At 69.9% G+C, this 12,735-nt stretch carries 12 protein-coding genes; 7 read left to right on the top strand and 5 right to left on the bottom strand.

The annotated features are described in order from the left end of the window. Positions 1-8 precede the first annotated feature (8 nt). Positions 9-116, top strand: coding sequence for a TraR/DksA C4-type zinc finger protein (locus ACJ73U_RS47200; protein WP_407784360.1), 108 nt, complete (start codon positions 9-11; stop codon positions 114-116). 225 nt (positions 117-341) lie between these two features. Here ACJ73U_RS47200 and ACJ73U_RS47205 read toward each other — a convergent pair whose 3' ends face one another. Both ACJ73U_RS47205 and ACJ73U_RS47210 read right to left on the bottom strand, forming a co-directional pair. Further along, a complete protein-coding gene (locus tag ACJ73U_RS47205) occupies positions 342-1,709 on the bottom strand; it encodes an OFA family MFS transporter (protein ID WP_407784349.1) in 1,368 nt (455 codons plus the stop codon). Between the two features lie 308 nt (positions 1,710-2,017). Then, entirely contained in the window at positions 2,018-3,190 is a 1,173-nt protein-coding gene (locus ACJ73U_RS47210; protein WP_407784350.1) for an ROK family protein, read from the bottom strand. Between the two features lie 99 nt (positions 3,191-3,289). On the opposite strand from ACJ73U_RS47210, the gene ACJ73U_RS47215 reads away from it, so the two are divergent. Genes ACJ73U_RS47215 through ACJ73U_RS47225 form a run of 3 tightly spaced genes read left to right on the top strand, consistent with a single transcriptional unit; the run spans position 3,290 to position 6,239 of the window. Next, complete coding sequence (locus tag ACJ73U_RS47215; protein ID WP_407784351.1) at positions 3,290-4,339, top strand: sugar ABC transporter substrate-binding protein; 1,050 nt, start codon at positions 3,290-3,292, stop codon at positions 4,337-4,339. Then, complete coding sequence (locus ACJ73U_RS47220) at positions 4,336-5,070, top strand: ATP-binding cassette domain-containing protein (RefSeq protein ID WP_407784352.1); 735 nt, start codon at positions 4,336-4,338, stop codon at positions 5,068-5,070. Before ACJ73U_RS47215 ends, ACJ73U_RS47220 begins: the two co-directional genes overlap by 4 nt. Continuing rightward, on the top strand, positions 5,067-6,239 hold the full coding sequence (locus ACJ73U_RS47225; protein WP_407784353.1) for a sugar ABC transporter permease: 1,173 nt from the start codon (positions 5,067-5,069) through the stop codon (positions 6,237-6,239). The genes ACJ73U_RS47220 and ACJ73U_RS47225 overlap by 4 nt, the downstream gene beginning before the upstream one ends. Positions 6,240-6,243: 4 nt before the next feature. Here ACJ73U_RS47225 and ACJ73U_RS47230 read toward each other — a convergent pair whose 3' ends face one another. From ACJ73U_RS47230 to ACJ73U_RS47240, 3 genes are read right to left on the bottom strand one after another with little or no spacing between them, the layout of a single operon-like run. Beyond that, positions 6,244-6,615, bottom strand: coding sequence for a hypothetical protein (locus ACJ73U_RS47230; RefSeq protein WP_407784354.1), 372 nt, complete (start codon positions 6,613-6,615; stop codon positions 6,244-6,246). Between the two features lie 15 nt (positions 6,616-6,630). Then, positions 6,631-8,295 carry a hypothetical protein gene (locus ACJ73U_RS47235; protein WP_407784355.1) on the bottom strand — a complete coding sequence of 555 codons (1,665 nt, stop codon included), beginning with the start codon at positions 8,293-8,295 and terminating at the stop codon, positions 6,631-6,633. Continuing rightward, positions 8,292-8,492 (bottom strand): hypothetical protein, encoded by a 201-nt coding sequence (locus ACJ73U_RS47240; protein WP_407784356.1) that lies wholly within the window; start codon positions 8,490-8,492, stop codon positions 8,292-8,294. Before ACJ73U_RS47240 ends, ACJ73U_RS47235 begins: the two co-directional genes overlap by 4 nt. Before the next feature lie 329 nt (positions 8,493-8,821). Here ACJ73U_RS47240 and ACJ73U_RS47245 point away from each other — a divergent pair, with 329 nt between their 5' ends. The 3 genes from ACJ73U_RS47245 to ACJ73U_RS47255 form a co-directional block, all read left to right on the top strand. Next, entirely contained in the window at positions 8,822-11,482 is a 2,661-nt protein-coding gene (locus ACJ73U_RS47245; RefSeq protein ID WP_407784357.1) for a glycosyl hydrolase 2 galactose-binding domain-containing protein, read from the top strand. Between the two features lie 78 nt (positions 11,483-11,560). Then, entirely contained in the window at positions 11,561-12,058 is a 498-nt protein-coding gene (locus tag ACJ73U_RS47250) for a (2Fe-2S)-binding protein (protein ID WP_407784358.1), read from the top strand. Beyond that, positions 12,055-12,735 (top strand): FAD binding domain-containing protein (locus ACJ73U_RS47255; protein WP_407784359.1); only part of this gene is annotated, 681 nt, incomplete at its 3' end. The genes ACJ73U_RS47250 and ACJ73U_RS47255, both read left to right, overlap by 4 nt.

The raw sequence follows: 12,735 nt of genomic DNA on the forward strand, positions 1-12,735 counted from the left end.
CCGACCGACTGGCGGCCGGCACCTACGGCACCTGCACCCGCTGCGGCTCCCCGATCGCACCGGAACGCCTCGACGCCCTGCCGGCCACCACCACGTGCATCAGGTGCGCCAGTTAGGACGGTTGTCAGCCGCGGCGCACAGCGCGTCCCGAGATACGGCGCATGTCATGAAGGCGGGTTGCGTCCTCGACGTGCCTCCAGGGTATCGGGGGCCGGGCAGCGGAAGTGGACACGGAGAGACGCGGTGGCCGCCGGAGGTCCGGTGGCGGCCACCGCGTCATGGGGTCACGGGCAGGCAGTCCCGTGATCTCCCCGCGGGATGGGTGGGTCCCGCGGGTGTCTTCAGGCGGTGGTGCCGATCGCCGGTGTGGCCGGGGATGTCGTCGTGGTCGTGTCCTGTCGGCCCGGTTGGCGCAGGAACAGGGTGAGCAGCGCGGACAGCAACGCGATGCCGCCGGCCAGGCAGTAGGCGCCGGTGTAGCTCCACGCGTTGACCACGGCGGCGGCGAGGCCACCGCCGCCGACGCCGCCGATCAGCTTGGCGCTGTAGACGAGGCCGTAGTTGCTGGCGTTGTTGTTCTCCCCGAAGTAGTCCGGGACGAGGCTCGCGAACAGCGGGTAGAACGCGCCGCCGCCGAACCCGACCAGGAACGCGAAGAACATGAACACCGGTGTGTTGTGCGTGTTGCCCGACCACAGCACGCCGAACTGCGCGACGGCCGCGATCACCAGCACCGACGTCAGCGTCTGCCGCCGGCCGATCCGGTCGGACACCCAGCCGACGAGTGCGCGGCCCGTGCCGTTGACGATCGACAGCACGCCGGCCGAGGACGCCGCGATGAACGGTCCGAAGCCGCTGGCCTTGGCGAACGGCACCTGGAAGTTGATGCCGAACAGGGACACGCCACCGATGATCACCAGGCACACCCACATCAGCGGGAGCATGCCGGTGCGGATCGCCTCCACCGTCGAGAACTGGCGCACCGCGGGCGGGTTCACCACGAGGCTGCGGCTACCCGTCGCCTTCGGCCGCGGGTCGACGCCGGCCGGCCACCAGTTCTTCGGCGGGTCCTTGAAGAAGAAGCCGCAGACCGCGACCACGACGAGCATGTAGAGCCCGACGAGGGTGAGGATGATCGAGTAGTTCGTGGGGTGCAGGAGGGCGCTGAAGATGTAGATGAACGGCACCGACCCGTACGCGAAGCCGCCGTTGACGAAGCCGGTGAGGCCGCCGCGCTTCTCCGGGAACCACTTGCCCACCATGTTGATGCACGTCGCGTAGACCATGCCGGCCCCCGTGCCGCCCAACACGGAGTACCCGAGGAACGCGAGGAACAGGTTGCCGCTGTTGGCGATCGTGAAGTAGCCGATGCCGCTGAGCACCGCGCCGACCAGCATGGCCGAACGCGCGGAGACCCTGCCGCTCTCCCGCAGCCTGCCCGCCGGGAACGCGACGCCCGCCTGGAAGACGGCCCACACGCTGGCGAGCCAGAACACGTCGGACAGCGACCAGCCGTAGTTGCTCTCGAGCGTGTCGACCACGGCGCCCCAGCCGTACTCGAAGACGCTCACCGCGACCATCGCGAGCCACGGCAGCCACACCATCCATGTTCGCGAACGCCCCAAGATGTCCTGCGAAGTTTCCCCCACCCGGTAGACACGACCGTTGTCGTCGGTCAGTTCCTCATAGCTGACGGCACCTTTGCCCATTAGCCTCTCCCGGTTTCACGGCAGACGGGATCGCCGTTTCCCGCCCGGTGCGGAAAACGGAACCGTGGCCCGAGCGAGCGACTACTCGCCGCTCAGGCCAGCTCAACGCTTGATTGCATACAGTATGTCGTACACATGGTGATACACCTCACGTCATGCGGTGTCCAGGAGAAAACCGAGCCGATCGCTTTTTTCTCAGCGAAATCCGGACAGATCACGCCAAACGGACCTAATCGCCTTTACCATCACTTGGTAAAGGCATAGGCCATAGTTGGGAATTGAGCGATCACACGATCGGCGTGGCGGCCTCAGCCGTAGCGCAGGTCGAACAGGCGGTCCCTGGCCACGGCCAGCGCGCGGGTGATCGCACCCTCGAGCACTCCGCTGTCCCCCAGAGTGCTGGCCACGACCTCCGGACGCAGCGGCCCCAGCTCCTCGATCCGCGCGGTGATCGCCGCACCCAGCATGTCCAGGTTCCGGCCGACACCACCGCCCAGGACCACCACCTCCGGGTCCAGGATCGCGGTCACCGCCGTGACCAGTGAGCCGATCCGCCGGCCCTCCGCGGCCACGATGCCCGCGGCCACCTCGTCGCCGGCCGCGGCCGCCGCGAAGACCTCCCGCGCCGAGTCGACCACCATGCCCGCCGCACGCGCTGCGGCCGCCACACCCGCCGCGCCGGTGGCGGCCTCGGTCGCACCCCGCTCCCGGCTGTCCGGGGTGGGCACCACACTGTCCGGCGTCGGCACGAAGGACACCTCGCCCGCCGCGCCGCGAGCGCCGACGTACAGCTCGCCGTTGATCACGATCCCCATGCCCACGCCGGTGCCGACCGACACGAACACGAAGTTGGCCAGGCCCTGCCCGGCACCCCGCGCCAGTTCGCCCACCGCGGCCAGGTTCACGTCGTTCTCGATGGCCAGGCCGACCTCCAGCGCGGCCCGCAGCCGGTCGACCAGGCCGGGACGGCCCCAGCCGGGCAGGTTCTGGGCGAAGTCGAGGCTCCCGCTCGCCTCGTTCAGCACACCCGGGCTACCGACCACCGCATACGTCACCGCCGACCACGACAGGCCCGCCTCCGCCGCCGCCTTGTCCGCCAGCCTGCGCACCCGCCGCACCAGGTCGGCCGCCGAGTGGGCCGTGTTGCGCGCGTCCTGGCGCGCGATCAACGAGCCACGCAGGTCGGCGATCGCGACCCGGATCCAGTCGCGGCCGACGTCCACGCCCGCGACATGCGCCGCCTGGGCGTTCATGTCGTAGATGGCCGTCGTGGGGCCCGGGCGGCCGCCGACCGCGCCGACCATGAGCACGAGCCCGGCCTCCTCGAGGCCGGCGAGGGCCGCGGACACGGTGGGCTTGGACAGCCCCGTGACCTTGGCCAGCTCACCGCGCGACGCCGGGCCGTGCTCACGCAACCGGTCCAGCAGCAGCCGCTCGTTCATGGTCCGCAACAGCCGCGGCGTGCCTGTCTGGCCCCGCATCCGGCCTCCGTTCGTCGGGTATGGACATGCCGCTATTAGTAAACTACCTTTCTTACCATCATTGAGCGAGCGGTCCGACGCCACGGGGTGACGCGAAAGATGCATCGACTACGGCCCATCCTCGTCGCACTGCTGCTGGTGGTGACCGCCTGCGGCAACAGCGGCAACAGCGGTGACAGCGACGACAAGACCAAGATCGCGCTGTTCCTGCCGGAGTCCAAGACGACCCGGTACGAGGCGTTCGACCGGCCACTGTTCGAGGCCAAGGTCAAGAAGCTGTGCTCGAACTGCGAGGTCCTGTACGCCAACGCCGACCAGGACGCCGCCAAGCAGCAGAGCCAGGTCGAGTCCGCGCTCACCCAGGGCGCCGACGTGCTGGTGCTCGACGCGGTCGACGCCGCGGCCGCCGCTCCCCTGGTCAACCAGGCCAAGCAGCGGCACGTGCCGGTCATCGCCTACGACCGGTTCATCACGGGCATCTCCTACGACTACTACGTCTCCTTCGACAACGTCCGCGTCGGCGAGGTCCAGGGCAAGGCCCTGCTGGACGAGGTGACCAGGCGCGGCAAGACCGGCCAGGTCGTGATGCTCAACGGCTCGCCGACCGACCCCAGCTCGGCCGACTACAAGAAGGGCGCGCACAAGGCCCTGGACGGCAAGATCACGATCGGCCGCGAGTTCGACACCCCCGACTGGAGCCCGGACAAGGCGCAGCAGGAGATGGAGCAGGCGATCACCTCGCTCGGCCGGGACACGATCGTCGGCGTCTACTCCGCGAACGACGGCATGGCCTCCGGCGCCGTCGCGGCGATGAAACGCGCCGGCTACCCGACCCTGCCGCCGATCACCGGCCAGGACGCGGAGCTCGCGGCCGTGCAGCGGATCCTGACCGGCGAGCAGACCATGACCGTCTACCTGGACATCCGCGCCCAGGCGGAGAAGTCCGCGGAGCTGGCGGTCGCGCTGTCCAAGGACCAGAAGCCGAAGGCACCGACGAAGGTCGGCCAGATCCCCGCGTTCCTCCTCGACCCGATCGCGGTCGGCAAGGACACCATCAAGGACACGATCGTCAAGGACGGGTTCTACACGGTCAAGCAGATCTGCACCCCGGAGGTGGCCGCGGCCTGCGCGGAGGCCGGGCTCAAGTGACGCTGGAAGCCGTCCTCGACGTCGTCGACATCACCAAGACCTACGGTGCGGTACGGGCGCTGGACGGTGCGCACCTGAGCGTGCGCGCCGGCGAGGTGGTCGCGCTGGTCGGGGACAACGGTGCCGGGAAGTCCACGCTGGTCAAGGTGATCTCCGGTGCCGTGCAACCGGACAGCGGCACGATCACCTTCCTCGACCGGCCGGTGCGCGTCCACCGGCCGTCGGACGCGCAGGCGCTCGGGATCACCACGGTGTTCCAGGACCTGGCGTTGTGCGAGAACCTGGACGTGGTCGCCAACCTGTTCCTCGGTGTGGAGAAGCGGTCGTGGAGCGTGCTCGGCGAGCTGTCCATGGAGCGCACGGCCCGCGACCTCCTCTCGTCGCTGGACGTGAAGATCCCGGACGTGCGCGCACCGGTCGCCCTGCTGTCCGGCGGCCAGCGGCAGTCGGTCGCCATCGCCCGCGCGTTGCTGGGCGAACCGAAGATGGTGATCCTCGACGAGCCGACGGCGGCACTCGGCGTGGAACAGACCGCGCAGGTGCTGGACCTGATCCGCCGCCTCCGCGACCGCGGGCTGGCGGTGCTGCTGATCTCGCACAACCTCGTGGACGTGCGGGAGGTGAGCGACCGGATCGTGGTGCTGCGCCTGGGCCGCAACGTCGCCGACCTCGAGACGGCCACCGCCTCGCAGGAACAGATCGTCGCCGCAATCACGGGAGCCTCGCTGTGAACCAACTGGTCTCCGCCGCACGCGACCGGGTGCGGCGCGGCGACCTCGGATCCGTCCCGGTCGCCGTCGGGCTCGTGCTGATCGCGGTGGTCTTCTCCTCGCTGAACCGGCACTTCCTCTCGGCGGAGAACCTGACCAACCTGGCCCTGCAGATGGCGGCCACCGGCACCATCGCACTGGGCATCATCATGGTGCTGCTCCTCGGCGAGATCGACCTGTCGGCGGGCTCGGTCAGCGGCCTGTGCGCGGTCGTGATGACGCTGTTGTACGTCCGGTCGACGTGGCCGCCGGTGCTGGCCGTCCTGGTGGCCCTGGTGGCGGTGGCCCTCATCGGGACCCTGCACGGCGTGATGCGCACGGCCCTGGCCATGCCGTCGTTCGTGGTGACGCTGGCCGGCCTGATCGGCTGGCAGGGGCTCCTGCTGTACCTGCTGGGCTCCGAGGGCACGATCAACCTGCCGTTCGACCACGGCATAGCGACGCTGTCGGACACGTGGCTGCCGCCCTGGCTCGGGTGGGGAGTCGCCGTGGCGCTGGTGGCGGTGCACGCCGGGGCGTCGTGGGTGACCCGCGCCCGGCGGGTCCGCGCCGAGTTGCCCGCGCCGGGGCTGTGGTGGGTCCTGGCGCGCTCGGGTGGACTGGGCGTGGTGCTGGCGGTGGCGGTGGCGGTGCTGAACTCGGACCGCGGGGTTCCCCTCACGTTGGTGGTCTTCGGCGGCCTGGTGATCGTGGTGGACCTGGTGCTGCGCCGAACCGTGTTCGGGCGGCGGATGTTCGCCGTCGGCGGCAACGCGGAGGCCGCGCGCCGGGCGGGCATCAACGTGACCGCGGTACGCGTGCTGGCGTTCGTCGCCGCGTCCGTGCTGGCCGGCATCGGAGGAATCCTGGCCGCGTCCCGACTGGCCGCGGTGAACCAGAGCTCCGGCGGCAGCGACATCCTGCTGATGGCCATCGCGGCCGCCGTGATCGGCGGAACCAGCCTGTTCGGCGGACGGGGACGGGCACACGCGGCCCTGCTGGGCATCCTGGTGATCCAGTCGATCACGAACGGCATGCTGCTGCTGAACGTGAACTCGTCGATCCGGTTCATGGTCACCGCCGCGGTACTGGCGGTCTCCGTGGCGATCGACTCCCTCGCGAGGAGGGGCGCCACGGGCGACCTGCACTGAGCGCTCAGGTGAACATGTTCCCGATGGCCTCGCCGAGCTTCACGGCCTCGGTCAGCAGGCCGCCGACCGACCTCGCGGACGCCTTGAGTCGCTCGATCCCCTCGACGAGCCGGGACCGTTCGGGCGTCTCCTTCCGCAGTTCGGCGTCGATCTCCTCGATGGCACCCCTGCTCAGGTACCTGTCCGTCGTGGACAGCTCGTCCGCGGACCGGTCGACCATCTCCCGCAGGACGCGCACGGTGCGCAACAGGTCCGTCCTGCCGCTCACCGCGTTGCCGACGCCGGCGACCATGTCGCCGTGGCCGGTGACGCTCCCGCTGCCGCTGTTGCTGATGCCGTAGTTGATGATGCCGTAGATGCTTCCGGCGTCGTCCACGCCTTCCTCCTCCTGTCAGGTTCCGGTCTTCACCGCGGTGGACACCCCAGCGGTCATGGCTCCCCCGCTGACGACCTGCCCGCCGCCGGTGTTCATGATCCCGAAGTTGAGCACCGCGGCCTGCCGCGTCTCGTACTCGCTGACGTCCACGCCGTGGCCGCGCAGGAATTCGACGACGAACTCGGTCACGCGGCGTTCGACGATCTTGGTGTACTTGTCCTGGTCCACCTTCTGGAAGAAGTGGTGCGGGGCGTCGCTCGCGGCGAGGTCGCGGATGCTGTTCCGCGCGCCCCGGTCGACGATCCTGGCCCCCTGGCTGCCCGCCAGCTCGGTCTGGCGCTGCCTCCTCGCGTGCTCGACGTCCACCCGGTTGCGCTGGTAGGCCGTCCACGCGACCCGCGCGGCGAACAGGCCGGCCCACAGGCCCGCCACGCCGAGCCCGATCAGCCACGTCTCGGACACGTCGAGGCCCCACCAGTACGCCAGCACGAACAGGCTCCACGGCAGGAAGGACAACCCGACGACGATCGAGCTGACCGTGGCGACCGCACCACGCCGCACCGCCGGGTCACGCCGGGGCCGCAGCTGGTTGATCTTCGCCGCGAGCGCGCGGAACCCGTTCAGGACGGCCGTCACCGGGCTGGACATGGCCATCATGAGCACGTCGCTGACCGCCAGCTCCGCGGGCAGCCGGTCGACCTCGTGGAACTCGGCCCTGATCGGGAGCAGCACGTAGCTGTGCAGCTCGGTGTGCAGTGTGTCGCCGCGCAGGTCGAAGCCCACGAAGATCGACGTGACCAGCTCCTCCGCCCAGCTGCCGATGTTGACGCACAGGTACTCGCGCGCCGAGTCGTACTGGTCGGTGCCGCCCGGACCGCGGGTGAACGGCGGCAGATCGGCGCCGCTCTCGGTCAGCGCGGTCCGGTATAGCCTGCGCTCGGCCTTGAGGCCGTGGATCCGCCCGTCGGGCCGCGCCCTGGCGCGGAGCTTGTCCACGACCTCCTGGTGCACGTAGGCGTACAGCTGGTCGAGCGTGAACGGCCGCGCCGGCTCCGGCCCGAGCGCTCCCCGCAGGATCACCGAGAAGGACCAGCTGCGGGACAGCGTGCCCGCGCCGACGAAGGGGACGTAACCGCTGTAGTACACGCCCGACCGGTGCTGGTCGGCGACGATCTCCGGCAGGCGTCCCGGCAGCGACCGGTGCGCCGGGACGGCGATCCGCCTCGGCGCCGCGTTGCCGCGCGCGGGCGCGCCCACGGGCCGCTTCAGCCTGGTGACCAGGGTTTGGGCACAGACGAGCTGCTCGACGAAGACGACCATCCACGCCCACCACACCGCGGCGAGCACCAGGGTGACCGACAGCGTTCCGGCGGAAACGACGCTCGACGCCAGCGGCAGCAGGCAACCCAGCATCGCCAACCCGCGGACGCGCCGCCTGCGCCGCGCGTTCAGCGCGTGCGCGAGCACCGCCACGGGGTCATATCCATAACTGGGCGCGACACACCGGTTCCGCTGTTTGAGCAATTCCTCGATCACCTGGTCGCAGAATCCCGGGTCGACGTGCACACCCGCGCACAACAACCGCGTGACGTTGCTGTCGACGTGGGCCCGCGGCCCGGGCAGCAGAATGCCCGAGGGGCCGGCCCGCCCGCGCCGCCGGGTCGCCCTCGGCGCGGTCATCTCACCCATCCCGCCACGACCGGCGCGGGCGAACGGGCGGAGAAGACACCGAGGTGCGGGGCCTGTTGGTCGCCGTCGTCCCACACCGGCAGGTGCCAGACGGCGAGCACGACCAGCACGAGCAGCGGAATACCACCGATGACCAGCACGGCGCGCCTGATCGTGGGCGACAACCGGTAATCTCGGAATTCGTCCAATTCCAACCACTCTGTTTCACGTGCGGTCGGCAGATCACCGATGAGCTTTCTCGACACAATGTTTCCTCAGCGAACTCGACGATGCGCGGCCCCGTCAACGTACTGATGTCACAGATCGTCTTCCACACTTCAGAATCACCCGATCGAGTACATTTATCGTCGTCCACCCTCCTCGCCGGCCGCGCGGAGGCGAACACGATCACCCGCCGCCCCTGGAGCCCGGCCACGGTGCCGGCTACCATGTAGATTGTTAGGAAGGTTGCTTAACCAACTCTGTCGAGCTGACGGCATCCCCGGAGGCACCTGTGCGATCCCGGATCGTTCTGCGAATGCTAACCATCGCGGCGCTCGTCGCGAGTGTGTGCGGAGTGGCCGCCCCGGCGGCCAGCGGGCAGGCCGCCGCCCGGTTACACGTCAGCGCGGCCGCCGGCACCGCGACGGCGATCCCCGGCTTCCTCATCCAGAGCTCGGCCGAAGTAACCGACGACGCGGCCGTCTCCCGCCCCGGTTTCGCCACCGGCGGCTGGTACCCGGTCACGTCGAGGTCCACCGTGTACGCCGGTCTCCTCCAGAACGGCGTGTACCCGGACCCCTTCTACTCCACCAGGATGCGGGACGTGCCGAAGGCGCGGTTCCAGGTTCCCTGGTGGTACCGGGCGGACCTGACCCTCGACAGCACCGAACAGCGAACCTACCTGGACTTCAGCGGCGTCCTCGCCAAGGCCGACGTCTGGCTCAACGGCACCAGGATCGCCACCAAGGACCAGGTCAACGGCGCGTACACGCGGCACGACCTCGACGTCACCGCCCAGGTGCACCAGGGCGTCAACAGCGTCGCGTTCAAGGTGTACCCGAACGATCCCAACAAGGATCTGTCCATGGGGTGGATCGACTGGGCGCAGACGCCACCCGACCAGAACATGGGCATCGTGCGGGACGTGCTGGTGCGCCGCAGCGGCCCGGTGGCGCTGCGCGGCGCACACGTGGTCAGCAAGCTCAACACGAGCCTGAACCACGTGGACCTGACGGTCAGGGCGGACGTGCGCAACGACACGGCGACCGCGGTCTCCGCCACCGTGTCGGGAACGGTGGCGGGACGAGCGATCAGCCAGACGGTTGCCCTGGCCGCCAAGGAGAAGAAGACCGTCACCTTCGCCACCACCGGCATCGACAACCCCAGCCTCTGGTGGCCGGCCGGCATGGGTGGCCAGCCGCTCTACAACCTCGACCTCACCGCCGCCGTCGGCGGCACCGCGTCCGACGCGGCACACAGCACGTTCGGCGTGCGGGACGTCAAGGCCACGCTCAACTCCAGCGGCGGCCGTTCCTACACCATCAACAACCGGCCGCTGCTGGTCAAGGGCGGCGGCTGGTCCCCGGACCTGTTCCTGCGCTGGAACCAGCAGTACGTGTCCGACAAGCTCAGGTACGTCCTGGACCTGGGCCTCAACACCGTCCGCCTGGAAGGACACATCGAGCCCGACGAGTTCTTCGACCTGGCCGACCGGTACGGCGTCCTGACGCTCCCGGGCTGGGAGTGCTGCGACAAGTGGGAAGGCCAGGTCAACGGGGACGAGACCGGCGACCCCTGGACCGCCGCGGACTATCCCGTGGCGAAGGCGTCCATGACCGGCGAGGCCGAGCGGCTGCGCAACCACCCCAGCGTCATCTCCTTCCTCATCGGCAGCGACTTCGCCCCCGACGCGACCATCGAGAAGAACTACCTCGACGCGCTCAAGGCCGCCGACTGGCCCGACCCGATCGTCCCCGCGGCGTCCGCGAACGCCTCGCCGCAGCTCGGCGACTCCGGCATGAAGATGAACGGCCCGTACGACTGGATCCCGCCGAACTACTGGTACGACAAGGCACACGACGACAGCGGCGGCGCGTGGAGCTTCAACTCCGAGACCAGTGCCGGCCCGGACATCCCGACCATGGACACGCTCACCCGGATGATGTCGGCCAGCGAGCTGAACACGTTGTGGAGCAACTACTCCGCCGCCCAGTACCACCGCTCGCAGTCGTCGACCTTCGCCAACATCAAGCTGTTCGGCGACGCGCTCACCGGCCGCTACGGCAAGCCGACCAGCCTGTCCGACTTCGTCCGCAAGGCGCAGCTCGCGCAGTACGAGAACGTGCGGGCCGAGTTCGAGTCGCACAACCGGAACTTCACCGACGGCTCGAACCCGTCGACCGGGCTGATCTACTGGATGCTCAACAGCGGCTGGACCTCCCTGCACTGGCAGCTGTTCGACTACTACCTCGACCAGAACGGCGCCTACTACGGCGCGAAGAAGGCCAACGAGCCGCTGCACATCCAGTACTCCTACGACAACAAGTCGGTCGTGGTCCTCAACCAGAACCACTCCCCCGCCAGCGGGCTCACCGCGGTCGTGAAGCTCTACAACCTCGACGGCACCGAGAAGTTCACCCAGACCAGGACGGGCCTGTCCGTGGGCGGCGACGGCGCCAGGACCACCGCGCTGACGATCCCGTCGGTCAGCGGGCTGTCCACGACCTACCTGGCGAAGCTGGTGCTCACCGACTCCGCCGGCAGGGAGGTCAGCCGGAACGTGTACTGGCTGTCCACGAAGTCGGACGTGCTCGACTGGGACAACAGCGACTGGTACTTCACGCCGACCACCGCCTACGCCGACCTGAAGGGACTGTCCAACCTGGCGCAGGTCAGCGTCGCCGCCACCGCCACCACGGCGAACGGCGCCGACGGCACCACGACCACCACCGTGACCCTGCGCAACACGTCGTCGGGCAAGGTCCCCGCCTTCTACGTCGACGCGCACGTGGTCGGCGCGGGCGGCGCGCCGGTGCTCCCGATCAGGTGGAACGACAACGCGGTCAGCCTCTGGCCGGGCGAGTCGACCACCCTGACGGCGACCTACCGCACCGCCGACCTCGGCGGCGCGGCGGCCTCGGTGCGGGTGTCGGGCTGGAACACCGGGACGCAGACCGTCCCCGCCAGCCGGCGGTGACAGCGTGACCGACTGAGCGGTTTCCATCCGCCGCGCGGGGGAAGGCCTTCCAGGACGACTGGACGGAGGGCGCGGCGGATGGAAGCCACGGTCAGGCTGCGGGTGGACGGCACGGAACGCGTGGTCGTCGTGGACACGCGGACCACGGTGCTGGACGCGCTGCGGGAACGCCTCGGGGTGATGTCACCCAAGAAGGGGTGCGACCACGGCCAGTGCGGGGCCTGCACGGTCCTGGTGGACGGGCGGCGGGTGATCTCCTGCCTGACGCTCGCCGTGGCACAGGACGGCGCGGACGTCACCACCGCCGCGGGACTCGCCGACGGGGAGGCGCTCCACCCCGTGGCGCAGGCCTTCCTGGACCAGGACGCGCTCCAGTGCGGCTACTGCACACCCGGCCAGATCTGCTCGGCCGTCGGCATGCTCGACGAGGTCCGGCGCGGCTGGCCCAGCGCGGTCAGCGGGGGCGAGCCGGGCCCCCTCGACGCCGGGGAGATCCGCGAACGGATGAGCGGCAACCTCTGCCGGTGCGGTGCCTACGCCAACATCGTCCGCGCGATCGAGCAGGCCGCCCGATGATCCCCTTCGACTACCGCCGCGCCGAGGACGTCCTCGGCGCGGTGACCCTGGTGCGCGAGCACGAGAACGCCGCGTTCCTCGGCGGCGGGACGAACCTCGTCGACCACCTCCGGCTGGGGGTGGCGGCTCCGGAGCTGCTGGTCGACGTGAGCAGGCTGCCGCTGGACCGGGTCGAGCCGCTGCCCGGCGACGGCGTGCGCATCGGCGCGTCGGTCCGCAACTCCGACCTCGCCGCACACCCGCTGGTCCGGCGCCGCTACCCCGTGCTCAGCCAGGCGCTGCTGTCCGGGGCCTCCGGCCAGATCCGCAACCTCGCCACGACCGCCGGCAACCTCCTCCAGCGCACCCGGTGCGTCTACTTCCGGGACGTCACCACGCCGTGCGACAAGCGCGAGCCGGGCTCCGGCTGCTCCGCGCTGGAGGGCTACAACCGCTACCACGCCGTCCTCGGCGCCTCGCCGCACTGCGTCGCCGTCCACCCCTCCGACCTCGCGGTCGCGCTGGTCGCCCTCGACGCCGTCGTGCACGTGCGGGGGCCGGACGCGGCACGCACGATCCGCGCCGAGGACCTGCACCGCCTGCCCGGCGACGAGCCCCACCGCGACACCGTCCTGGCGCACGGCGAGCTGATCACCGCGGTGGACGTGCCGGACCTGCCGTTCGCCGTCCACTCCCGG

It is taken from the genome of Actinophytocola sp. (assembly GCF_045807065.1).
Lineage (GTDB): Bacteria > Actinomycetota > Actinomycetes > Mycobacteriales > Pseudonocardiaceae > Actinophytocola.

Excerpts from the sequence above, each read along its gene's own strand:
- ACJ73U_RS47210 (WP_407784350.1), bottom strand. The coding sequence starts at position 3,190 with ATGCGGGGCCAGACAGGCACGCCGCGGCTGTTGCGGACCATGAACGAG.
- ACJ73U_RS47215 (WP_407784351.1), top strand. The coding sequence starts at position 3,290 with ATGCATCGACTACGGCCCATCCTCGTCGCACTGCTGCTGGTGGTGACC.
- ACJ73U_RS47250 (WP_407784358.1), top strand. The coding sequence starts at position 11,561 with ATGGAAGCCACGGTCAGGCTGCGGGTGGACGGCACGGAACGCGTGGTC.
- ACJ73U_RS47205 (WP_407784349.1), bottom strand. The coding sequence starts at position 1,709 with ATGGGCAAAGGTGCCGTCAGCTATGAGGAACTGACCGACGACAACGGT.
- ACJ73U_RS47235 (WP_407784355.1), bottom strand. The coding sequence starts at position 8,295 with ATGACCGCGCCGAGGGCGACCCGGCGGCGCGGGCGGGCCGGCCCCTCG.
- ACJ73U_RS47245 (WP_407784357.1), top strand. The coding sequence starts at position 8,822 with ATGCTAACCATCGCGGCGCTCGTCGCGAGTGTGTGCGGAGTGGCCGCC.